Origin of the sequence: uncultured Lentibacter sp. (assembly GCF_937123735.1) — a bacterium.
GTDB lineage: Bacteria > Pseudomonadota > Alphaproteobacteria > Rhodobacterales > Rhodobacteraceae > Lentibacter.
This window is the reverse complement of sequence record NZ_CAKZKL010000034.1, coordinates 1-23,198: the sequence shown is the minus strand read 5'-3', so window position 1 is coordinate 23,198 and position 23,198 is coordinate 1. Positions and strand designations below refer to the sequence as shown.

Genomic DNA, 23,198 nt, shown 5'->3' with positions numbered 1-23,198 from the left:
CGGGTGAAAGAGATTGCTGCCATAAGGGCCGTTCTGGCCAAGCCGGGAGCGACCTCCTCTGACTATGACCTCAACCCAGATGTGATTCCTGTTGAGCAAGGTATAAACAGCCCAGCGGCTGTCCTGATTGCATTGGTCGAGCAGGGCGGCACGCTCTGTGTTGTTTTGACAAAACGTGCACAGCACCTGCGCCATCATCCGGGTCAGATCGCCTTTCCGGGCGGGAAGGTCGAGGCCGCTGACGGCTCCATAGAAGCCACCGCGCTGCGCGAGGCCCAGGAAGAAGTTGGCCTGCCCCCTCAACAAGTGGAGTTGCTGGGAACACTGCCAAAGCACCTAACGGTCACCGGCTTCTCTGTTCAGCCGGTTCTTGGCTTCGTTAAGGGTGATTTTGCCCCCATTCTTGACAAAGGCGAGGTGGAAGAAATCATCTTTGCGCCTTTGGCCCACCTGAGCGATCCGCGCAAATATGCGGTGCAACAAAGGTTGTTTCGGGGCAGCTTGCGAAAATACTACACAATCCCCTACGGGCCGCATTACATTTGGGGCGCGACGGCGCGCATGACGCTGGGCTTTGCAGAGCGGATTTCGGGGTGACACAGGTATCAGGACACTGGCTGGAAGACCGTGCGGCACAGGCGCTACTAAGCGCACTAGAGGCTGGCGGGGCCAAGGCCTATTTTGTCGGCGGCTGTGTGCGCAATGCGCTGCTTGGCCTGCCCGTGACGGACCTTGATATTGCCACAAGCGCGCGGCCCGAAGCCGTTATCGGGGCTGCCAAAGCGCTGGGGTATAAGCCCGTTCCCACAGGTATAGAGCACGGCACCGTGACCGTTGTTGGCGGCGGCTCTGTGCTTGAGGTGACGACCTTTCGCAAAGATGTAGAAACCGACGGGCGGCACGCTGTCGTTGCCTTTTCCGAGAGCCTGGAAGAGGATGCCGCGCGGCGCGATTTCCGCATGAACGCGCTCTATGCAGATCGGGCCGGAAAGCTGAGTGATCCAACGGGTGGCCTGGCCGATATTGCTGCGCGCAAAATCTGTTTTGTTGGCGCGCCTGATGAACGGATTAGGGAAGATTATCTGCGCATTTTGCGGCTCTTTCGATTTGCTGCCCAGCTTGGCTTCGGACCTGAAGCGATAGACCCTGACGCTTTGCTGGCTGCCGCGCGGCTGAGCTATGGTTTGCGCCATGTTTCAACCGAGCGGATCACCGCAGAGGTGCTTAAAACTCTGGGGGCCGCGCACCCTTTGAAGGTGCTTGGGGCGCTGCAAGGCTCGGGCGTTCTGGTGCGTGTGTTGCCGGGTGCCAGCCTGCCTGTTTTGCAGCGGTTTGTCATGCTGGGTGGCAGCGCTACGCCTGTTGCGCGGCTTGCAGCTCTGATGGCTTTTGCCGGCCACCTGCCCTTGCGGCTCTCCAAGAAAGACCGGCGGCTGTTTGACATGTTGCGCCGCTTTGCCTGGAGTGCTGAAAGCGCCGCCGAGCTGGCGTATCGCGAAGGTGCTGAAGTTGCACAAAGTGCTGTGGTTTTACGGGCGGCGCTCTGTGGTGGCGAGCCCTCATTTGCTGGGCTCGACGCTGCTGGGAAGGCGCAGTTTCCACTGGTTGCAAAGGACTTTCCCGAGCTTGAAGGCAAGGCTTTGGGAGATGCCTTGAAACAGGCGGAGCAGCGCTGGATTGGCTCGGGATTCACGCTTTCAAGAGAGGCGCTCTTAGACGAGAAATGAGGCGAGCACCTCGTCGTTTGTGATGTCGCGTGCGCTGAAGCCTTTATCGTTTGCCAGCTTCATGAGCCGCTCAAAGCTCTCGGGCGTGTCGGTCTCGATCCCGATCAGAACAGAGCCGAAGTTGCGCGCGGATTTCTTGAGATATTCAAAGCGCGTAATGTCGTCATGCGGGCCGAGAAAACCGAGGAAATCCTTAAGCGCGCCGGGGCGCTGGGGCATCCTCAGGATGAAGTATTTCTTCAGGCCGGAGTAACGCTGGGCGCGTTCTTTGACTTCGGGCAAGCGCTCGAAATCAAAGTTGCTGCCCGAAACGATACAGACCACGGTTTTGCCCTTGATCTCGTCGCGCATATCCTTGAGCGCGTCGATGGTCAAAGCGCCTGCGGGCTCCAGCACGACGCCTTCTATATTGAGCATTTCAATCAGCGTGGTGCAGAGCCTGTCTTCGTCAATCTGAAGATGGGTCTGATCTTTGAAGGGGTGCAGCTTTGCAAACGTGAGCTGACCGATTTCGGCTACAGCCGCCCCATCTACGAAGGAATCCACCGTGGGCAGAGGCACAGGCTTGCCGGCGGCTTGCGCCGCAGCCAGACAGGCACCGCCTGATGGCTCTACAAAAGCGTAATTGGTTTCACGCCCAAAATAGGCTGTCACACCCGCCGACAACCCCCCGCCGCCCACCGGTAGCACGATAAGATCGGGGGCTTGGCTTCCCAGCTGTTCTTCAATTTCAGCAGCCACCGTGGACTGGCCCATGATGACATCTTCGGCATCAAACGGCGGCAGGAAGACACCCGCCTCAGCCTCGCAATAGGCTTTGGCCGCGGCAAGCGTTTCGTCAAAATAGTCACCCACAAGCTCAATTTCGATCAACCCTCCACCGAAGGTCTTGGTTTTCAGTATCTTCTGGCTCGGCGTGGTGACGGGCATGAAAATACGCCCCCGCGCACCAAGGTATTTGCACATGAAAGCAACACCTTGCGCATGGTTTCCCGCACTTGCGCACACAAAAAGCGGTGGCGCTTCATGGCCTTTCATGGCCTCGGTCATCGCGTTGAAGGCACCACGAATTTTGTAGGAGCGCACGGGGGTCAGATCTTCGCGTTTGAGCAGAATATCGGCCTCATACAGCTCGGACAAATGTGCGTTGCGCTGGAGCGGGGTCGGCTCAAACACGGCGCGCAGCTGGTTTGCGATCTGGCGGGAGGCTGTTTTCATTGTATCCATCTGTTTTTATTCTACCACGAAGCCTCGCAAAGCAAGGGGCTGCGCTTGCAGAGGGGCGCAAAAACAGCTACCTCGCGGCAAACGAGACAAGAGGAAATCATGATGTCGGCTCCCAAGAAAGTTGTCCTTGCGTATTCTGGTGGTTTGGACACCTCCATCATTCTCAAATGGCTTGAGACGGAATATGGCTGTGAGGTTGTGACCTTCACCGCCGATCTGGGACAAGGCGAGGAGCTTGAACCCGCCCGCAAGAAAGCCGAGATGATGGGTGTGAAAGACATCTATATCGAAGACCTGCGCGAGGAATTTGTGCGCGATTTTGTCTTCCCGATGTTCCGTGCGAATGCGGTTTATGAGGGGCTTTACCTGCTCGGCACGTCCATTGCGCGGCCCCTTATTTCCAAGCGTCTTGTCGAGATTGCCGAGGACGTGGGCGCGGATGCCGTGGCCCATGGGGCGACAGGCAAGGGCAACGACCAAGTGCGCTTCGAGCTGGCCTGTTATGCGCTCAACCCCGATATAAAAGTGATCGCGCCATGGCGGGAATGGGACCTGACCAGCCGCACCAAGCTGATTGATTTTGCTGAGAAAAACCAGATTCCAATTGCCAAGGACAAGCGCGGGGAAGCGCCCTTCTCTGTGGATGCGAACCTATTGCACACCTCAAGCGAAGGCAAGGTTCTGGAAGACCCGGCCGAGATGGCACCGGACTATGTTTTCCAACGCACCGTTGCGCCTGAAGATGCGCCGAACGAGGCGGAATATATCGAGGTGGGCTTTGAAAAAGGCGATGCCGTGAGCATCAATGGTGAGGCGCTCAGCCCGGCTAACCTTCTGACAAAGCTCAATGAATTGGGCGGAAAGCACGGCATTGGGCGGCTCGACTTTGTTGAAAACCGCTTTGTGGGCATGAAGAGCCGTGGCATCTACGAAACCCCCGGCGGCACCGTGCTTCTGGAGGCACACCGTGGAATTGAGCAGATCACACTCGACAGCGGCGCGGGCCACCTCAAGGACAGCCTGATGCCGCGCTATGCGGAGCTCATTTACAACGGTTTCTGGTTCAGCCCTGAGCGCGAAATGCTGCAAGCGGCGATCGACAAGAGCCAGGAACATGTGACGGGCACTGTCAGGCTCAAGCTCTATAAGGGCGCGGCGACATGTGTTGGCCGCTGGTCAGACCACTCGCTCTACTCGGAGGCGCATGTGACCTTTGAAGATGATGCCGGGGCCTATGACCAGAAGGATGCGGCGGGATTCATCCAGCTCAATGCGCTGCGTCTCAAGCTTTTGGCAACACGGAATCGTCGGTTCAAATAGTCCTTTCGGGCGTGGAAAACTGAACAAAATCAAGCGGGTCTGTGCAGTATAGCATGGGCTCGCTTTGCTTTTGTTAGGGGTGCGTTCCGCAGGGTTAACGAGTGCTGCAACACCAAAACAGGGGGGGTGATATGCGTGCACACCCCGTGCACGAAGCGTGCACCCCCTGATCCGGCTCTGCGTTAAGAGAAAATTAGGTAATGCAGCGTGCGCCTGCCGTGAGGTTAGGGCGGTGTAGATTGTAAAACCACGTCATGATGCGGGCATTTTAGGGAGGCATATGATGCAGGACATGGCAAAAGGTATCTCACGCGGGCTTGAGGGGAAGAGCTTTGAAGGGTCGCTCAAGTTTGACTGTGGTTCGGATGGTGTGATCATTCTGAAGGGGGAAGCTGTGCTGACGCAGGATCAGGACACGGACTGCACCTTGAAGATCAGCAAGGAAAACCTTGGGAAGCTGCTGAGAGGAAAGCTCAACGCGATGACCGGTGTTATGACGGGGAAGCTGAAAGTTTCGGGGAATATGACTGTCGCGATGCGGCTGGCGAAGCTGCTTTAGGCATAGGGAGGTGCGCAGTAAATGCGCACCCTACGATTTTGGACCATAAAGCCTAGGCGGCGAGGCTGCGGGCCTCGCGGAAGGACAACAGGCGCTTGTTGGTTTCATCCCACAAATGGAGGCGCACGCTTGCGAAGCTCTCGCGGATTGTCATCCGGTTGATCTCGGCCAGCTCGGCATTTTCGCGCAGAACCTCGGGCAGACGGTAAAAAGGAATCCGGCTGTAGAGGTGGTGGATATGGTGAATACCGATGTTGGCGCTGAACCAGTTGACCCAGGACGGCAGGATATAGTGCGAGCTGCCGTAAAGGGCGGCGTCATGGAGATCCCAGTTTTCATTGTGATCCCATGTGGTTTCTTCAAACTGGTGCTGCACATAAAAGAGCCACATGCCGGCTGTGGCCGCAAGCAGCGTGGAAGGTAGGAATATGAGCAACAGCGGCGCGACACCGCCAAAAGCATAGATCAGACCGAGCACGCAGAGGATCACAAGGTTTGTGAGCATCGCCGAAAACCAGTATTTGCCAGTTGTCATCAGCCCGACGGGAAAGCGCTGTTGAATGAAAAAGAGATAGGCAGGCACGAAGCCAAAGAGAAAAAACGGGCTGCGATAGATACGATACTGGAGCTTGCCCAAAGGGGAGAGCGCCTTGTATTCGGCCAGAGTGAGGGTGACGATATCACCAATGCCGCGCTTGGCGAGATTGCCATGGCTGGCGTGGTGAATGGCGTGGGTGCGCCGCCAGACATCATAAGGGGTGAGGGTGACAACCCCGAGGGCGCGGCCCACCCAATCGCTTACCTTGCGGTTCTTGAACAGGGAGCCGTGGCCGCAATCATGCTGGATTGTGAACAGCCGCAAAAGAAACGCCGCAATCGGCAGCGAGAGCGCAAGAGCGAGCCAATAGCTGACCGAAAGCGCCGCCCAAGCGGCGGCCCAAAGCCCCAAGAAAGGCACTGCCGTGACGAGCAATTCAAAATAGCTGCGCGCAGTGTTTGGCTCGCGGAACTTGGCCAGGGTGGAGACCCATTCTTTGGCTGATTTGGCTTTATCTGTCTGCTCGGTCGGGAAGGCGGATGCGATGTTCATACGGCTCTGTCTTATTGTTTCTTGCTGCAACGAATAGAGCAACCAAGGCATGTGACAAGAGAAATATGAGTTTTCAGTTGAAACTGAGCCAAAAGGTAGCGGATTTGGGCGCGATCAGGCGGTCATCTTCTGATGTGCCATTGTTTCGTAGATGGGCAACGCGGCGGAGAGAAGCGCCTTGTCTGCCGGGCTCTGAAGCTCAGGCAGCGGGCCTTCGGGGCCGGCAAATCCGCGCGAGCCATGCACGGCCTGATACCAATGGGACGCCCAGACGCCATCGCAGGGTTGGCCGCCCTCAGGCCAGCTCAGCATGGATTTATCAAACGGCACACCCAGCGCTGCGCAGAGTTTGGTGAGCATTTTTTCGGGGTTTGCACGAATATCCGCGCTGTCTATCACCAAGGCAGGGTGGCCGGCGCGCTGTAGCATCTCGTAAAGCTCCAGCTGCTGGGAAAAACCGATGTCTGCCAGCCCGAAGCCCTCATATTTGGCCCCAAAGCTCGCGATCACGCGGGCGGGGTGGCGGATGAGAAAGACGTTCTGGACGCCAAACATCCAATCGCGCGGCACCGAAGGCAACATATGTTGGCACATGTGTTTTTGATAAAAATGTGTCTCTAAAGGGCGGATTAGAGACTGCACCACTGTGGCGGCCTCCTGAGGCTGGCTGGCAAGCACCTCTTCGCGCATCGGGTGATTGAGCCCTGTTTGTGCGAGGTAATGGGCATAAAACGGCTCGTCAACGGCCACAAAATCGGGCCGGTTTGCAAAGCTATACATGAGCGCGGTGGAGAGGTTGCGCGGGCCAGACCACATGGCGATAGATGTCATGATTGTGCCTCGATGAGATCTTTGTAGAGCGCGCGCAAACGCTTGGTGACCGGGCCCATCTCGCCTGTGCCGATGGGGCGGCCATCAATTTCGCTGACCGGAGTTTGGGCGCCGAATGTGCCTGTGAGGAAGGCTTCATCGGCGGAGTAGGTATCAACCAGGGAATAATTGCGCTCGAACACGGGAATATCGTTGGCGCGGCAGAGGTCGATCACTTTTTGGCGGGTGATGCCGTTCATGCAATAATCACCCGTGGAGGTCCAAACCGCGCCCTTGCGCACGATGAAGAAATTGCAGGCGTTGGTGGTGTTCACGAAGCCGTGGACATCGAGCATGAGAGCCTCATCGGCCCCGGCCTTTTCGGCGGCGATACAGGCAAGGATGCAGTTGAGCTTGCTGTGCGAATTGAGCTTCGGGTCTTGCGTCATCGGCAGGCCGCGGATGTGTGGGACCGTGGCGAGGCGGATGGGCCGCGGGATCTTGGGCTGGGAGTGCTCCATGATGATCGTCACGGTCGGGCCTTGCTGGCTGAGCGAGGGGTGCTGGAAGGGGCGTGTCTTGACCCCGCGTGTGACCATGAGGCGCGCGTGGGCGTCTGTGCTCATGTTGTTGGCGTGTTGTGTCTCTAACAAGGCGGAATAGAGCGCGTCGCGGCGCATGCCGATGTCCAGATCAATCGCTTTGGCGGCCTCAAAGAGGCGGTCGAAATGCTCCTCCCAGAAGGCCCATGTGCCATTGTAGAGCCGCAACCCCTCCCAGACGCCATCGCCGAGCATGAAGCCGCTGTCATAGACAGAGACCAGCGCCTCGGCCTTGGGGACACAGCGCCCGTTGAGCCAGATCTTGATCTGTTCATTGCGCGCGTCTTCTTCGGCGGCGTGGGTGGTAATTTTGTCGCTCATGGTTTGGCCTCTCACGTTTCGGGAACAAGTTGTAACCTCTCTGTGAGGGCTGTCTACAGGGGAGTTTTTGCACGCTAGACTGGGGCAGGTTTGGCAGGAGAATGCGCTATGATGTGCTGTGTGAGAGAAATGAAGGCCCTGATTCTGGCGGTGTTGATCGCGCTGGTGCTGGGGATGCAATCAGGGGTGGCCAAGGCCGGGCCGCGCGAGGCGATTGTTGTGGCGGGCGGCTGCTTTTGGTGTGTGGAATCAGACTTTGAAAGCGTTGACGGGGTGATTGAGGCGGTCTCGGGCTTTGCAGGCGGCAAGAGCACCAACCCGACGTATAAGAACCACACGGGGCATTATGAGGTGGTGAAGATCACCTTTGATGCGGGCAAGATCAGCCGGGACGAGATTTTGCACAAATTTATGCGCTCGATTGACCCAACGGATGACGGCGGGCAGTTTTGTGACCGTGGACCGGCCTATAAAACCGCGCTGTTTTATGATGGCGCGGCGCAGAAGGCTTCTGCCGAGAAGGCTGTGGCGGAGGCAGAGCAAGATCTGGGGCGCGATGTTGTCACCAAGGTTTTGCCGCTGACCGGGTTTTATCCGGCAGAGGACTATCATCAGGACTATTACAAGAGCAGCGCGATTGTATTGACACGGGCCGGGCCGAAGACGCGGGCGAGCGCTTATAAGTTTTATCGCAAGGCCTGTGGGCGGGATAAAACCGTGAAAAAGCTCTGGGGGAGTGCTGCGCCTTTTGCGGGGTGAGGCTTCGACTTGCTTCGCAAGCCGATCCGCTGGGGGCGCTGCCCCCAGACCCCCCAAGCAGTTTGCGCAGCAAACGCGATGACCGATAGAGCGCACTTGCTGCGCAGGATCGGTGGGATATTTAGAGCAATAAGAAAGGGCTAGGGTTGGGCTTTCAGGAAGGCTTCGACTTCGGCGCGGGCGGGGATGGCATCGGCTGTCCCTTTTTTTGTGACTTTGAGGGCCGAGGCGGCGGCGGCGAGGCGCAGCGCGCTTTCAAGCGGCTGGCCCTCAAGAAGGGCGGCGGCGAGATAGCCTGTGAAAGTGTCGCCTGCACCGGTTGTGTCACGCGCTTTGACGGGGAAGGCGGGGAAGCGGGTTTCGCCTGCTTGCGTGATGGCGCGGCCGCCTTTTGAACCTTCCGTGATGATGATGGTTTCGGGCGCGAGGCTCTCGGGCGAAAGGCCTGTGGCCTCGGTGAGCTGGGCCATTTCGACGGCGTTTAGGATGAGTAGGTTGGTGAGCGGGAGGAGCGCTTTGGTGGCCGCGGCCTCAAACGGCGCGGCGGCGTAGAGCACTGTGAGGCCGAGGCTGCCCGCGAGGGTGGCGGCTTCCAGCGCCAGATTTGTCTCGTTTTGCAGAAGCAGCATATCGCCGCGCTTGGCGGTGAGCAGAGCCGTTTTGAGCTGTGTGAGAGACTGGTGCATGTTTGCGCCGGGGAAGACGACAATGGCGTTTTCGCCCGCTTTATCGACTGTGATGAGGGCGTGGGCCGTGGGGGCGGCGACCTCTGAAATATATGTGGTGCGCACGCCGAGCTCTGCCATGCGGGCTTTGGCCCAAGCGCCATCGGCCCCCACCGCGCCGATATGCACCACATCTGCGCCTGCCTGCGCGGCAGCGACAGACTGATTTGCGCCCTTGCCGCCCAGGCCCGTTCTATGAGCCTTGGCGAGGAGGGTTTCGCCCGGCTGGGGAATCTGGGGCACTTCATAGAAGTGATCCAGATTGATCGAGCCGAGGCAGAAGAGTGTCATTCCCTAGCCGACCTTGCAGGCGGCGAGCACCGCCATGTTGAGGATGTCGTTCACTGTGCTGACGGTGGAGCAGATCTGGATGCTTTCGTCGATGCCGGCAAGGATCGGGCCGATGACAGTTGCGCCGGCCATTTCCTGCATGAGCTTGGTGCTGATCGAAGCAGAATGGCGGGCGGGGACGACGAGGATATTGGCCGGACCCGTGAGGCGCGAGAAAGGATAGCTTTTTTGCGCCTGGGCATTGAGGGCCACATCAACGGTCATTTCACCTTCATACTCAAAATCGGCACCGCGCGCGGCCAGAACCTCGGGGGCCTTGTGCATCTTTTCGGCCCGCTCGGAGCGCGGATACCCAAAGGTGGAGAAGCTCACAAACGCCACACGCGGCTCAAGGCCCAAGTGACGGGCCACATCGGCAGAGCGCTCAGCGATTGTTGCCAAGTCCTGCTCATCAGGCCATTCATGCACCAGCGTATCGCCCACAAGAACAATGCGCCCTTTGTGCAACAGCGCTGTCACACCGACGGCCCCGGCCTCGGCAGAGGCATCAAACACCATGTTGATGCGCTGCATGACATGGGCCGATTTGCGCGTTGCGCCTGTGACAAGGCCATCGCCGTGGCCATGGGCCAGCATGAGCGCCGCAAAAACATGCCTGTCACGGGCGGCAAGGCGGTGGACATCGTGGCGGTCAAACCCCTGACGCTGGAGGCGCTTGTAGAGGAAGGCCTTATACTCGGGCAGATGGGGCGAATTGGCGGCGTTGACCACTTCAAGCTCATCGACCGCATCGGCCATACCTTCAGCGGTGAGCTTGCTGCGCACATCTTCGAGCCGGCCGACAACAAGCGCCTTGCCCATGCCGGAGCGCTGGTATTGCACAGCGGCACGCAGCACGCGCGGATCATCGCCTTCCGCGAAGATCATCGTGGCCTGATTCTGGCGGGCGCGGGCGTTGAGGCTGCGCAGGATGCTGGCTGTCGGATCCATCCGAGATTTGAGCGAGGCTTCGTAGGCGTCCATGTCAATGATGGGGCGGCGGGCGACGCCAGTGTCCATACCTGCCTTCGCGACGGCGGGGGGGATGACATAGATGAGGCGGGGATCAAAGGGGGTCGGGATGATGTAATCGCGCCCGAAGCTGAGCTTTTTGCCATAGGCCATGGCGACCTCATCGGGGACATCTTCGCGCGCCAGTTTGGCCAGAGCCTCGGCGCAGGCGATTTTCATCTCGTCGTTGATGGCGCGGGCGTGAATATCAAGCGCGCCGCGGAACAGATAGGGGAAGCCGAGGACATTGTTGACCTGATTGGGATAATCCGAGCGGCCTGTGGCGACGATCACATCTTCGCGCACGGCGTGGGCCTCTTCAGGGGTGATCTCCGGATCAGGGTTGGCCATGGCGAAGATCACGGCGTTGGCGCCCATGGAGGCGACCATCTCGGGCGTGACCGCGCCTTTGACGGAGACGCCGAGGAAGACATCGCAGCCATCCATCGCCTCGGCCAGGGTGCGCGCCTCTGTGTTGGCGGCGTGGGCCGATTTCCACTGGTTCATGCCTTCGGTGCGGCCTTGGTAGATGACACCCTTGGTGTCGCACAAGATGCAGTTGTCATGCTTGGCGCCCATGGCTTTGATGAGCTCGATGCAGGCGATGCCCGCTGCGCCCGCGCCGTTGACGACGATTTTGACCTCATCAATCGACTTGCCGCTGATTTGCAGGGCGTTGAGCAGGCCGGCGGCGCAGATCACGGCTGTGCCGTGCTGGTCATCGTGGAAGACAGGAATGTCCATCTGCTCTTTGAGGGTCTGCTCGATGATGAAGCATTCGGGGGCTTTGATGTCTTCAAGGTTGATGCCCCCGAAGGTTGGCCCCATGAGGCGCACCGCGTTGATGAATTCGTCGGGGTCTTCTGTATCAAGCTCGATGTCGATGCTGTTTACATCGGCGAAGCGCTTGAAGAGCACGGATTTGCCCTCCATGACCGGCTTGGAGCCGAGCGCGCCAAGGTTGCCAAGGCCGAGGACGGCTGTGCCGTTGGAGATCACCGCGACGAGATTGCCTTTGTTGGTGTAGTCATAGGCCAGCTCCGGATTGGCGGCGATATCCTCGCAGGGCACGGCCACGCCGGGGGAATAGGCAAGCGACAGATCCCGCTGGGTTGTCATGGGGACAGTCGCCTGCACCTCCCATTTGCCGGGAGTTGGCTCAAGGTGAAAGGCGAGGGCGTCTTCGCGGGAGATCTTTTGTTTGGTCATTTCGGGCCTGATTTCATGCTGGGTCGGTTCGTCATAGACGTTGCGCGGCCTTCTCTCAACCAAAACACGACTTTTCGGCTTTCGCGCTGGGCGTGGCATGGTTAGTTTGGCGCTAACCATTCGGGGGGATGACACTGTGAGCGCTGGCAAATCTGCCGTGACGCCTATGATGGCGCAATATCTTGAGATTAAGGGGAATTACCCCGAGGCGCTTTTGTTTTACCGCATGGGCGACTTTTACGAGATGTTTTTTGACGATGCGGTGGCGGCGGCCGAGGCGCTGGACATTGCGCTCACCAAGCGCGGCAAGCATGAGGGCGACGATATCCCGATGTGTGGCGTGCCGCATCATGCGGCGGAGAACTATCTGCTGACGCTCATTCGCAAGGGTTTTCGTGTGGCTGTGTGCGAGCAGCTGGAAAGCCCCGAAGAGGCCAAGAAGCGCGGCTATAAATCGGTTGTGCGGCGCGATGTGGTGCGGCTTGTGACGCCTGGCACCCTGACGGAAGACAGCCTGCTGGAAGCGCGGCGCAACAACTTTCTGGCGGCTTATGTGGAGATACGCGAGGCGGCGGGGCTGGCCTGGCTGGATATGTCCACAGGCGATTTGCGGGTGATGGAGCTTTCCCGTGTGCGGCTTGGGCCGGAGCTGGCACGGCTTGCGCCCAGCGAGATTGTCTTTGCCGATGCGCAGTTTGGTGCGCTTGCGCCAATTGCCGAAGAGCAAGGCGTGGCTGTGACGGAGCTGGGCAAGGCCAGCTTTGACAGCGAGGGCGCGCAGAAGCGGCTCTGTGATTTCTTTGAGGTCGAGACGCTGGAGGCCTTCGGGCAGTTCAGCCGTGCAGAAATTTCGGCGCTGGGGGCGGTGCTTGATTATCTGGAGATCACCCAGAAGGGGAAACTGCCGCTTTTGAGCAAGCCTGTGCGCGAGGTGGCGGGGCGGGTCATGCAGATTGACGCGGCCACGCGGCGCAACCTTGAGCTGACGCGGAACATGCAGGGGGCGCGGGCCGGCTCGCTGCTGGCGGCGATTGACCGCACGCTGACGGCGCAGGGCGCGCGGCTTCTGGAGCGGCGGGTGAGCGCGCCCTCGTGCGATGTGGGTGAGATCAACCGGCGGCTGGAGGCTGTGAGCTATGCGCTGGGCGAGACGGGCTTTTTGAGCGAGACGCGCGAGCAGCTCAGGCATGTGCCCGATATGGAGCGCGCGCTCTCGCGGCTTGGGCTTGAGCGCGGCGGGCCGCGCGACCTTGCGAGCCTTCGCAATGGCCTCGCGAAGGCGGGTGAAATAGGCTCTAACATGGCGCAACTTGCGCTTCCTGCGCTGCTGAATGAGGCCGGGCAGAAACTTCTGGGGCATGAGGCGCTGTGCGATTTGCTCGATGCGGTGCTGGTGGCGGAGCCGCCGCTTTTTGCCCGCGATGGCGGGTTTGTGGCGGCGGGCTATGACGCAGAGCTCGACGCCAGCCGCGCCCTGCGCGACGAGGGGCGCAGCGTGATTGCCAAGATGCAGGCGGAGTATGCCGCCGAGACGGGCATCGGCGCGCTCAAGATCAAGCACAACAATGTGCTGGGGTATTTCATCGAGGTCACTTCGACCCATGCGGAGAAGATGCTGGGCGCGCCGCTCAACGAGCGCTTCAAGCACCGCCAGACCACGGCCAACCAAGTGCGCTTTACCACGCCCGAGCTGAGCGAGATGGAAACGCGGATTTTGAACGCAGGGGGGCGTGCGACCGAGATCGAGCTGCGCATATTTGGCGCGCTGCGCGCCGCGGTGCTGGAGGCGCAGGAGGCTGTCTTTGCAGCCACCGGGGCGCTGGCCGAAATTGACGTGGCGCTCGGGCTGGCGGCGATTGCGCGCGAGGAGGACTGGGCGTGCCCGAAAGTGGACGAGAGCCGCGCGCTGGAGATTGAACAGGGGCGCCACCCCGTTGTGGAGCAGGCGCTGCGGCGGCAGGGCGGCGCGAGCTTTGTGCCGAACGACTGTGCGCTGGCGGAGGATGACCAGCTCTGGCTGCTGACGGGGCCGAACATGGCCGGTAAATCGACGTTTTTGCGGCAGAATGCGCTGATTGCTGTGCTGGCGCAGATGGGCAGCTATGTGCCTGCGGCGGCGGCGCGTGTGGGGATTGTGAGCCAGCTGTTCAGCCGCGTGGGCGCGTCTGATGATCTGGCGCGGGGGCGCTCGACCTTTATGGTGGAGATGGTGGAGACGGCGGCGATCCTCAATCAGGCGGATGACCGTGCGCTGGTGATTCTTGACGAGATCGGGCGCGGCACGGCGACCTATGACGGCCTTAGCATTGCCTGGGCGACGCTGGAGCATTTGCACGAGGCCAACAAATGCCGCGCGCTCTTTGCCACGCATTACCACGAGATGACGCAGCTGAGCGACAAGCTGGCGCGCTGCTCCAATGCTACGGTGATGGTGAAGGAGTGGGAGGGCGATATTATCTTTTTGCATGAGGTGCGCAAGGGCACGGCGGACCGCTCTTATGGGGTGCAGGTGGCCAAGCTGGCGGGGCTGCCAGAGAGTGTGATTGCAAGGGCGCGGGTGGTGCTTGACGCCTTGGAGAAGGGTGAGCGGGAAGGTTCTGCAAAGGCGGTTATTGATGATTTGCCCTTGTTTAGTGCCGCACCTGCGCCGCAGCCAGTGAAGGCGAAAGTGAGCGAAGTTGAGGGCGCTTTGGCCGAGATATACCCCGACGAGATGACCCCGCGCGAGGCGCTTGCAGCGCTTTACGAGCTGAAGGCGAAGCTGGCTAAGTGATTTGTTTGAGGTCGCTTGCGAGCGCTTCGGACATCGCCAAGGCGTGATCGAGCCGCGCTTGGGGCATTTGCGGATGTTCGACTTTGATCAGCGTTTCAAAGGCGATGAAATAGGGCAAAAAGCCGTTTGCCTCGATCTCGGAGAGCGCAAAGCGGGCGCTGAAGGCGGCAAACGCCTCGGCATCGACGCCGAAGCGGCGCGCGCCTGAGGGCAGCATGCCGCGCCGCGCCATATGAACGAGCGCGCGGGCGATGTCCTTGTAGAGCGGGGCGTGGTTTGTTGCGCCAAGGTCGATGCCTGTGAGGGTGGTGCCATCCCAGAAGAGATTGTTGAGGTGAAAATCGCCATGCGCGAGGGCGATGCGCCATTCGGGGTGGTCGATCTGGCGGTAGAGCTTTTTCATTTTTTGCAGCACTTGTGCCTCGACGCTGCGCAGGCTTGCGTGCGGCTGTTTTTCGGCGGCCTTCTCGGCCCACATGCGCCAGGGGCGACGGTTGGGCGCGCGCGTCTCGATGCTTGGGGCAGTGAGTTTGTGCAGCCAGTCTGCCGAGAGGGCGATGGGCGCGTGGCGCGCCTCGGGGGGAAGCCGCCAGAGCGCTGTGAGCAGGCCCTCGCCGCGGGCCAGCGCGGTGATGGTGAGGCCAGCCTTGGCGGCGTGAAAGAGCGGTTGTTGCACGGTAAACGGCGGCGCGGACATATGGGGCCAGACGCGGGAGAGCTCGGCCCATTCGCCAGCCATGGTTTCGCGGGCCTTCGCGGAAAGGGCGAGGCGGAAGACCACATCGGCACCCTCAAGCGTGCCGCGAAAGACGGCGTGACGCGCAGGCACGAGGTGAAGCGGTTGATCGAGCCGATAGGCGCGACCCTTGAGGCAGATGGACGTAAGCTGGGTGAGCTTTTGGAGGGCGGCCGCGGCCTCCTCGGGGTAAAGCGCCAAATTGCTACTCTCGATCACTGACATGACCATATCTTTACGCCGGTCCGGTTGTGAATTGAACCCTTTTCCAAGCGCCTGTAAGGTTGGCTCAACAAGTTGGAGAGACGCATGAGCGAGACACCTGTTGCAGAGATGAGCTTTGAGGCCGCTATGGCCGAGCTGGAGAAGGTTGTGGGCCAGCTGGAGCGGGGCGATGTGCCGCTGGATGACTCGATTGCGCTCTATGAGCGCGGCGCGCTTTTGAAGAAGCATTGCGAGGGCAAGCTCAAGGACGCGGAAGAAAAGGTAGCCGCGATCACGCTGGATGGCGAGGGCACTCCGACAGGGACGAAGCCGCTTGACGTTGATTGAACCACTGGGGTTTGACGCGGCTCTGAAGCGGGCGCAAAGCATCATGCAAGATGCGCCGATGCGCTACTTTCTGGCGGCCAAGTCTTTGCCTGAGGCGGAGCTTTTGCTCGCCATGCTTTATGCGCTGGAGGGCGGCAAGGCTCTGCGCGCGTTTCTCGTGATCGAATCCGCAAGGCTGCATGGGCAGGGGTTTGACGCTGCCGAGCAGGCGGCGCTGGCTGTGGAGTGTATCCACGCCTATTCGCTGATCCACGATGATTTGCCCTGCATGGACGACGACGACCTGCGCCGTGGCAAGCCGACGGTGCACCGCAAATGGAGCGAACATACCGCCGTTTTGGCGGGGGATGCGCTGCAGGCGAAGGGATTCGAACTGCTTGCAAGCGAGGAGATGCCCAATGCATTAGAGCTTTTGCGCGGGTTGGCACAGGCGAGCGGCCATGCCGGGATGGTTGGCGGGCAGATGATGGATATTGCCGCCGAAACGAGCGCTGTGCCGCTGGATCTGGCGCAGATCGAGGCGGTGCAGCGCGGCAAGACAGGTGCGCTCATCCGCTGGTCGGCCACGGCGGGCGCTGTGATGGCGGGGGCGAATTCGGCTGGATTAGAGACATATGGGGACAGGCTTGGCCTTGCCTTCCAGATTGCCGATGACATCCTTGATGTGGAGGGGAACGCCGCCGAGACGGGCAAGGCTGTGGGCAAGGACGAGGACGCTGGCAAGGCGACTTTTGTGTCACTCCTCGGGCTGGATGCGGCAAAACGCCAGGCGGCAAACCTTGTGGAAGAGGCTTGTGACGCTTTATCTAGCTATCAAGACGATGCCGAATGCTTGCGAGAGGCGGCGCGCTTCGTTATCTCGCGGCGTAAGTAACAGCCCCGAAAGGGTGACCATGAGTGACCGCCCCAAAACCCCGCTGCTAGACACAGTGGCCAGCCCCGCCGATATGAAGCGGCTGAGCAACCGCGAGCTTGTGCAGCTTGCGGGCGAGCTGCGTGCCGAAACCATCAGCGCGGTGAGCGAAACGGGCGGACATTTAGGCGCTGGCTTGGGGGTGATCGAGCTGACGGTGGCGCTTCATGCGGTGTTTGATGCGCCGAAAGACAAGATCATCTGGGATGTTTCGCACCAGTCTTACCCCCACAAGATTCTGACAGGGCGGCGCGACCGCATTCGCACCCTGCGCAAGCGCGGTGGCTTGAGCGGATTTACGAAGCGCTCTGAAAGCCCCTATGACCCCTTTGGCGCGGCGCACAGCTCGACCTCGATCAGCGCGGCGCTCGGCTTTGCCGTGGCGCGGGATTTGGGCGGGAACTGCCCCGAGGGGCTGGGCGACGCGATTGCCGTTATCGGTGACGGGGCGATGAGCGCGGGCATGGCCTTTGAGGCGATGAACAACGCGGGCCATTTGGGCAAGCGACTGATTGTTATTCTCAACGACAATGACATGAGCATTGCGCCGCCTGTGGGCGCACTTTCGGGGTATCTCAACCGGCTTTATGCCGAAGAGCCGTTTCAGGAACTCAAAGCGGCGGCCAAGGGCGCGGTGAGCCTGATGCCGCCGTTTTTTCAGGAGGGGGCGAAGCGGGCCAAGGAGATGCTCAAGGGCATGACCGTGGGCGGCACGCTGTTTGAGGAGCTGGGCTTTAGCTATATCGGGCCGATTGACGGGCACGACATGGAGCAGCTCTTGCCGCTCTTGCGCACTGTGAAGGCGCGCGCGACGGGGCCGATCCTCATTCATGCGATCACCAAGAAGGGCAAGGGCTATGCCCCGGCTGAAGCGCGCGACGATAAGGGACATGCAACGGCGAAGTTTGATGTGATCACCGGCAAGCAGGTGAAAACGCCGAGCAATGCGCCGAGCTACACCGCCGTTTTTGGCGAGGAGCTGGTGGCGCTGGCGGCGGAGGATGACAAGATTTGCGCGGTCACAGCGGCGATGCCGAGCGGCACGGGGCTTGACCTGATGGCGGAGCGCTACCCCTCGCGCTGCTTTGATGTGAGCATTGCCGAGCAACACGGCGTCACCTTTTGCGGCGCTTTGGCGGCCGGGGGCATGAAGCCGTTTTGCACCATGTATTCGACATTCCTGCAACGTGGCTATGACCAGATTGTGCATGATGTGGCCTTGCAGAACCTGCCTGTGCGCTTTGCGATTGACCGTGCGGGGCTTGTTGGCGCCGATGGCGCGACCCACGCGGGGAGCTATGACATCGCCTATCTGGCGAACCTGCCCAACATGGTTGTGATGGCGGCGGCAGATGAGGCCGAGCTGAAGCATATGGTCGCCACCGCGGCGGGCTATGACGCCGGGCCGATTGCCTTCCGCTATCCGCGCGGTGAGGGTGTGGGCGTGGAGCTGCCTGCGCGCGGTGTACCGCTTGAGATCGGCAAGGGGCGGATTGTGCGGCAGGGCAGCCGTGTGGCGCTTTTGAGCTTTGGCACGCGTCTGGCCGAGGCCGAGACCGCCGCCGAGCAGCTGGCGGCCAAGGGCATTGAAGCCACGGTTGCGGATGCGCGTTTTGCCAAGCCGCTGGACCGCGAGATGATCTTGAAGCTGGCGGGGGAGCATGAGGTGCTGATCACGCTGGAAGAGGGTGCTGTGGGCGGGTTTGGCAGCCATGTGGCGCAGCTTCTGGCCGAGCAAGGCGCGTTTGATACGGGGCTCAGGTTCCGCTCCATGGTGCTGCCCGACTGGTTTATTGACCAGGGCTCACCTGCGGAGATGTATGCCGAAGCCGGGCTTCAGGCCGAGCATATCGTGACGAAAGTGCTGGATGTGCTGGGGGTGGCACAAGTCAAGCGGGCGTGACGGGTATTGGACGATATCGACGGGACATATTATTGTCTTTGAAAAACCCAGATAAGCAGGCCTAACCCTTCCGCTCTCCCGCCAGAGCGTTGAGCTTCTTGTCAATTGCATCGAGGCGCGCTTTGACGTCGTCGCGGTAGGCGTCGGTGTTGGCGACATCTTCGGTGTGGTGGGCGTCTTGCATGGAGTTGACCACAAGGCCGACGAGCAGGTTCACCACCGCGAAGGTGGTGACGAGGATGAAAGGCAAGAAGAACGCCCAGGCGTGGGGGTAGACCTTCATCACCGGGCGCACGATTCCCATGGACCAGCTTTCCAGTGTCATGATCTGGAAGAGCGTGTAGGCCGATGCGCCCAGAGAGCCAAACCACTCGGGGAAAGCCTCCGAGAAGAGCTTTGTGGCGATAACAGAGCCGATATAGAAAATCAGCCCCATCAGCATAAAGACCGATCCCATGCCCGGCATGGCGGTGATCAGCCCCTCAACCACGCGGCGCAACGACGGGGCCACAGAGACCACCCGCAACACCCGCAGGATCCGCAGCGCGCGCATCGCCGAGAAACCCTGACCGGCGGGAATAAGCGAGATGGCAATGATCACGAAATCAAAGATATTCCAGCCGGAGCGGAAAAAGCGTGGGCCATGAGCAACCAGCTTTGCCAGAAGCTCGGCTACGAAAATGCTGAGACAGAGGGTGTCGAGCGCTTTGATGAGCGGGCCATATTGCGCCATGATGTCCGGCGAGGTTTCAAGGCCCAGAATGATGGCATTGAAAACAATAACAGCGGTGATGATGGCGGCTGTTCTGGGGTGTTCAATAAACTTGGCAAGCGTTACGCGCAGGGACATTGGGGCCTCGTGTGTGGACGGTATGCGTTAGGTAAGGGGTGTGAGCCGAAAGGCAAGGATTATTCGGCAACCTCTGTGGCGAGGACCGCTTGCAAGCCCGCGCGATAGTCGGGGTAGAGCAGGTTTACACCGAGCGCATCCTTGATGCGCCTGTTGGAGACGCGTTTGCTTTCGCCATAGAAGCTGCGGGCCATTGGCGTGAGCTCGGCCTCTTCAAACGGCACTTCGGGCGGTGGGGCCATGCCGAGCAGCTCTGCGCCATAGGCGAGCACATCTTGTGGCGGGGCGGGCATGTCATCGCAGACGTTATAGGCTGTGCCGGGGGCGGGCTGCTCTATCGAGGCGTGCAGCACCTGGGCGATGTCTTCGACATGGATGCGCGAAAAAACCTGCCCTTCCTTGATGATGCGCCGCGCCGTGCCTTTGCGGAGCTTTTCAAAGGGACCACGCCCCGGGCCATAAATGCCCGCGAGGCGGAAGATGTGCAGCGGCAAGCCGGTGCCGCGCCACTGCTCTTCGGCCTCAACACGCATGAGGCCACGGCGGCTGCTTGGGGTGAGCGGGGTGTCTTCTGTCACCCAAGCACCGGCATGATCACCGTAGACACCCGTTGTGGAGAGGTAGCCGACCCAGCGCAGATTGGGCGCGAGTTGGGCCAGTTTAGAGCCATATTTGGCAAGAAAGGGGTCGCCGTTTTCGCTTGGCGCGGCAGAAACAAGCAGATGCGTGGCCTTGTCCAGCGCCTCGGTCAGATCGCCGCCGGGGAAGAGACGGGGCGTGACGCCCTCGGCTTTGAGGGCTGCAAATTTTTCCGGCGAACGTGTGGTTCCGCTTATCTGCCAGCCGAGGGGCAGCAGGCGCTGCGCAAGCGCGCGCGCACTGTAGCCATGGCCTATGGAGAGGAGTGTGTTGCTCATGGTGGTGTCGTCGTTTTGCCCGAGGTTTCACGGGCCAGTTTACGCGCGCTTTGCATGTTGCGGAAGATGGCAATGGAATAGAGCACGAGCGCGAGCCAGATCATCGGGAAGGCGACCATGCGCGCGCCGCTGAACGGCTCTTTGAAAACAAAGACGCCGATGAGAAAGATCATCGTGGGGGCGATATATTGCAGAATGGCGATTGTAGAGAGGCGCAGAAGCTTTGCGCCATTGGCGTAGATGATGAGCGGCACGGCTGTGACCACGCCGCAGCCGAGGAGGAGCCATGTATCAGAAGCGCTGCCGAGGAAATTGCCGCTTGGCCCGAGCCAGAGGAGATAGGCTATGGCGGGCGGTGTGAGGATGAGCACTTCGAGCAGGAAGCCCTGATTTGGCCCGATGGGCAGCGACTTTTTGGCCAGCGCGTAAAAGCCCCAAGTGATGAAGAGCGCCATGGCGACCCAAGGCAGCTTGCCCGCCTCAAGGGTGAGGATGACCACGGCGGCGAAGGCAAGCGCGAGGGCGGCGAACTGGAGCTTGTTGAGCCGCTCGCCGAGGAGCACGGCGCCGAGGAAGACAGAAAACAGCGGGTTGATGTAGTAGCCAAGTGCTGCGTCGAGCGCGTTGCCTGATGTGATGGCCCAGACGTAGAAGCCCCAGTTGACCGAGATGAGCGCGGCTGTGACGCAGCCCATAAAGAGCATTTTGGGCGTTGTGAGAGCCGTTTTGATATCGGATGTGCGGCCCAGCAGGATGAGCAATGTGGCCGCGATGGGAACCGACCAGAGCACACGGTGTGCCACGACTTCGGCGGGCGGAATATGGCTGAGCAGCTTCATATAGAGCGGCAAAAAACCCCAGAGGATATAGGCGGTGAGCGCAAAGGCGAGGCCTTGGGGTGTGTCGCGGTTCTCTGTCATGGGGTGCTCCTTCGCTCTCTGAGTAGGGTGGATTGAAGGCAGATGCCAGCCCCATGGCACTGGCCCCGCCCACCCACCCGCCAGCGCCATCGGGCTGGCACATCATCGCGGGTGTTGTGTTTGGGGCCCCTGCCCCTTTTTAGGTATTTATGACCAGAAGAAGAATCAGGCGCGCACGCGCTCGGACTTTGGGTCATACATCGGTTTGAGTGAGGCCTTGGCGGGCACGCGGGCGCCTTTGACGTCGATCTCGTAGCTGGAGGCGAGGACATCGGCAGCGCTTTGACCTTCGCAGGGGACGTAGCCGAGGCCGACTGCTGCACCGAGGCTGTGGCCATAGCCGCCTGAGCTGAGGTAGCCGACGATCTGGCCGTCACGCAGGATCGGCTCGTTGTGGTAGAGCAACGGCGCACTGTCTTGCAGCAGGAATTGCACCATGCGCGCCTTGGGGCCGCTTTCACGGCGGGCGGCAACGGCGGCTTTGCCGATAAAATCGGATTTGGACATATCGACGGCGAAGCCGAGGCCGGCATCCACCACATTGTCTTCGGCTGTGATATCGTGGCCGAAATGGCGGAAGGCCTTTTCGATGCGGCAGCTGTCCATCGCGTGCATTCCACAGAGTTTGAGGCCGAGGCCCTGCCCCGCTTCAAAGAGTGTGTCAAAGGCGTGTTGAGCCATATCAGAGCCTATATAGAGCTCCCAGCCCAGCTCGCCGACATAAGACACGCGGTGCGCGCGGGCGAGGCCCATGCCCAGCTCGATTTCTTGTGCTGTGCCAAAGGGGTTGGCCTCGTTTGAGAAGTCATTGGGCGAAACAGCTTGCAGCAGCGCGCGCGCGTTTGGCCCCATGACGGCGAGGACGCCTTCGGCATTTGTGACATCGGTGATCACAGCCATGTCAGCGCCGAGGTGGCGGCGCAGCCATGTTTCATCGGCCAGCCGCGTGGCGGCGGGGGTGACGACGAGATAGGCGGTTTCAGAGAGGCGCGTGACGGTTACATCGGCCTCTATGCCGCCTTTTGAATTGAGAAACTGGGTGTAGACGATTTTGCCTGCGGGCACGGACATATTGGCGCCGCAGACGCGGTTGAGGAAGGCCTCCGCACCCGAGCCTTCGACGCGCAGTTTGCCGAAGGAGGACATGTCATACATGCCGATGTTTTCGCGGATGGCCCTATGCTCGGCGGCGCGGTTTTCAAACCAGTTCTGGCGCTGCCATGTGTAGGCGTATTCGGCTTTCTGGCCCTCATTGGCAAACCAGTTGGCGCGCTCCCAGCCCGCGATTTCGCCCATGACCGCGCCTTGAGCAAGGAGCTTGTCATGAAAGGGCGTGCGGCGGATCCCTCGGGCGGTGTCTTTCTGGCGGAAGGGGAAATGATCGGCATAAAGAAGGCCGAGGGCCTCTTTGGAGCGCTCAAACAGGTAGTGTTTGTTGCCCTGAAAAGGCTGCATGCGCGAAATATCGACATCGCCCAGATCAAAGGGCTTTTCGCCTGTGTCCATCCAAGCGGCCAGTGCCATGCCCGCGCCGCCGGCGGACTGGATGCCGATCGAGTTGAAGCCGGCGGCGACCCAGACGTTGTCCATGCTGGGGGCGAGGCCGAGGTGGTAGGCGTTGTCGGGCGTGAAGCTTTCGGGGCCGTTGAAAAACGTATGGATGCCCGCTGCGCCGAGCATGGGCATACGATTCACGGCCATTTCGAGGATCGGCTCGAAGTGATCGAAATCTTCCTGAAGCTGGTCGAATTCGAAGCTCTCGGAGATGCCTTCCATGCCCCAAGGCTTGGCGCGTGGCTCAAAAGCGCCGAGCATGAGTTTGCCTGCGTCTTCCTTGTAGTAGGCGCATTCATCGGGCACGCGCAGCACGGGGAGCTGGGTGAGGCCAGCGATGGGCTCGGAGACGATGTAGAAGTGCTCGCAGGCGTGCAGCGGCACGTTGAC

Annotated in this window: 20 protein-coding genes; 9 read left to right on the top strand and 11 right to left on the bottom strand. The window is 60.4% G+C overall.

Translation table 11 applies throughout. The features are described from left to right. The first annotated feature begins 3 nt into the window (after window positions 1-3). On the top strand, window positions 4-597 hold the full coding sequence (locus tag Q0478_RS11080; protein ID WP_298679236.1) for a CoA pyrophosphatase: 594 nt from the start codon (window positions 4-6) through the stop codon (window positions 595-597). Next, window positions 594-1,727, top strand: a complete 1,134-nt coding sequence (locus tag Q0478_RS11075) for a CCA tRNA nucleotidyltransferase (protein WP_298679234.1) — start codon at window positions 594-596, stop codon at window positions 1,725-1,727. Before Q0478_RS11080 ends, Q0478_RS11075 begins: the two co-directional genes overlap by 4 nt. On the opposite strand, the gene ilvA is transcribed toward Q0478_RS11075, so the two are convergent. Then, window positions 1,713-2,945, bottom strand: coding sequence for a threonine ammonia-lyase IlvA (gene ilvA / locus Q0478_RS11070; RefSeq protein ID WP_298679232.1), 1,233 nt, complete (start codon window positions 2,943-2,945; stop codon window positions 1,713-1,715). The genes Q0478_RS11075 and ilvA overlap by 15 nt on opposite strands. 111 nt (window positions 2,946-3,056) lie before the next feature. On the opposite strand from ilvA, the gene Q0478_RS11065 reads away from it, so the two are divergent. Together Q0478_RS11065 and Q0478_RS11060 are read left to right on the top strand one after the other, a co-directional pair. Then, on the top strand, window positions 3,057-4,274 hold the full coding sequence (locus tag Q0478_RS11065) for an argininosuccinate synthase (RefSeq protein WP_298679350.1): 1,218 nt from the start codon (window positions 3,057-3,059) through the stop codon (window positions 4,272-4,274). Between the two features lie 280 nt (window positions 4,275-4,554). Next, a complete protein-coding gene (locus Q0478_RS11060; RefSeq protein ID WP_298679230.1) occupies window positions 4,555-4,833 on the top strand; it encodes an SCP2 sterol-binding domain-containing protein in 279 nt (92 codons plus the stop codon). Between the two features lie 52 nt (window positions 4,834-4,885). Here the strand turns inward: Q0478_RS11060 and Q0478_RS11055 are convergent, their stop codons facing one another. The 3 genes from Q0478_RS11055 to Q0478_RS11045 all read right to left on the bottom strand — a co-directional run bounded on the left by Q0478_RS11055 (window position 4,886) and on the right by Q0478_RS11045 (window position 7,656). Then, window positions 4,886-5,923: a fatty acid desaturase gene (locus Q0478_RS11055; protein ID WP_298679228.1), complete on the bottom strand. Its 1,038-nt coding sequence runs from the start codon at window positions 5,921-5,923 to the stop codon at window positions 4,886-4,888. Between the two features lie 114 nt (window positions 5,924-6,037). After that, on the bottom strand, window positions 6,038-6,754 hold the full coding sequence (locus Q0478_RS11050; protein ID WP_298679226.1) for an HAD family hydrolase: 717 nt from the start codon (window positions 6,752-6,754) through the stop codon (window positions 6,038-6,040). After that, window positions 6,751-7,656 (bottom strand): D-amino acid aminotransferase, encoded by a 906-nt coding sequence (locus Q0478_RS11045; RefSeq protein WP_298679224.1) that lies wholly within the window; start codon window positions 7,654-7,656, stop codon window positions 6,751-6,753. Before Q0478_RS11045 ends, Q0478_RS11050 begins: the two co-directional genes overlap by 4 nt. Before the next feature lie 129 nt (window positions 7,657-7,785). On the opposite strand from Q0478_RS11045, the gene msrA reads away from it, so the two are divergent. Then, window positions 7,786-8,415 carry a peptide-methionine (S)-S-oxide reductase MsrA gene (gene msrA, locus Q0478_RS11040; RefSeq protein ID WP_298679222.1) on the top strand — a complete coding sequence of 210 codons (630 nt, stop codon included), beginning with the start codon at window positions 7,786-7,788 and terminating at the stop codon, window positions 8,413-8,415. 140 nt (window positions 8,416-8,555) lie between these two features. Here the strand turns inward: msrA and Q0478_RS11035 are convergent, their stop codons facing one another. Further along, on the bottom strand, window positions 8,556-9,431 hold the full coding sequence (locus tag Q0478_RS11035; RefSeq protein WP_298679220.1) for a ribokinase: 876 nt from the start codon (window positions 9,429-9,431) through the stop codon (window positions 8,556-8,558). Window positions 9,432-9,434: 3 nt separating this feature from the next. Beyond that, the gene (locus tag Q0478_RS11030) at window positions 9,435-11,690 is read right to left on the bottom strand and encodes an NADP-dependent malic enzyme (protein ID WP_298679218.1); all 2,256 of its coding nucleotides are present in this window, start codon (window positions 11,688-11,690) and stop codon (window positions 9,435-9,437) included. A 166-nt stretch (window positions 11,691-11,856) separates the two neighbouring features. Between Q0478_RS11030 and mutS the strand changes: the two genes are divergently transcribed. Continuing rightward, window positions 11,857-14,463: a DNA mismatch repair protein MutS gene (mutS, locus tag Q0478_RS11025; protein ID WP_298679348.1), complete on the top strand. Its 2,607-nt coding sequence runs from the start codon at window positions 11,857-11,859 to the stop codon at window positions 14,461-14,463. Here mutS and Q0478_RS11020 read toward each other — a convergent pair. Beyond that, window positions 14,456-15,424 (bottom strand): phosphotransferase, encoded by a 969-nt coding sequence (locus Q0478_RS11020; protein WP_366914917.1) that lies wholly within the window; start codon window positions 15,422-15,424, stop codon window positions 14,456-14,458. The genes mutS and Q0478_RS11020 overlap by 8 nt on opposite strands. A gap of 84 nt (window positions 15,425-15,508) precedes the next feature. Here Q0478_RS11020 and Q0478_RS11015 point away from each other — a divergent pair, with 84 nt between their 5' ends. From Q0478_RS11015 to dxs, 3 genes are read left to right on the top strand one after another with little or no spacing between them, the layout of a single operon-like run. Beyond that, on the top strand, window positions 15,509-15,751 hold the full coding sequence (locus tag Q0478_RS11015; RefSeq protein ID WP_298679214.1) for an exodeoxyribonuclease VII small subunit: 243 nt from the start codon (window positions 15,509-15,511) through the stop codon (window positions 15,749-15,751). 58 nt (window positions 15,752-15,809) lie between these two features. Further along, window positions 15,810-16,625 (top strand): polyprenyl synthetase family protein, encoded by an 816-nt coding sequence (locus Q0478_RS11010; protein ID WP_298679346.1) that lies wholly within the window; start codon window positions 15,810-15,812, stop codon window positions 16,623-16,625. Between the two features lie 19 nt (window positions 16,626-16,644). Then, entirely contained in the window at window positions 16,645-18,567 is a 1,923-nt protein-coding gene (gene dxs / locus Q0478_RS11005) for a 1-deoxy-D-xylulose-5-phosphate synthase (RefSeq protein ID WP_298679212.1), read from the top strand. A gap of 61 nt (window positions 18,568-18,628) precedes the next feature. Here dxs and Q0478_RS11000 read toward each other — a convergent pair whose 3' ends face one another. The 4 genes from Q0478_RS11000 to Q0478_RS10985 all read right to left on the bottom strand — a co-directional run. Further along, on the bottom strand, window positions 18,629-19,417 hold the full coding sequence (locus tag Q0478_RS11000; protein WP_298679210.1) for an ion transporter: 789 nt from the start codon (window positions 19,415-19,417) through the stop codon (window positions 18,629-18,631). A 59-nt stretch (window positions 19,418-19,476) separates the two neighbouring features. Then, window positions 19,477-20,334 carry an SDR family oxidoreductase gene (locus tag Q0478_RS10995; RefSeq protein ID WP_298679208.1) on the bottom strand — a complete coding sequence of 286 codons (858 nt, stop codon included), beginning with the start codon at window positions 20,332-20,334 and terminating at the stop codon, window positions 19,477-19,479. Next, window positions 20,331-21,254, bottom strand: a complete 924-nt coding sequence (gene rarD, locus Q0478_RS10990; protein WP_298679206.1) for an EamA family transporter RarD — start codon at window positions 21,252-21,254, stop codon at window positions 20,331-20,333. The genes Q0478_RS10995 and rarD overlap by 4 nt, the downstream gene beginning before the upstream one ends. 165 nt (window positions 21,255-21,419) lie before the next feature. Further along, window positions 21,420-23,198: FAD-dependent oxidoreductase (locus Q0478_RS10985; protein WP_298679204.1), on the bottom strand; the 1,779-nt coding region annotated here is incomplete at its 5' end.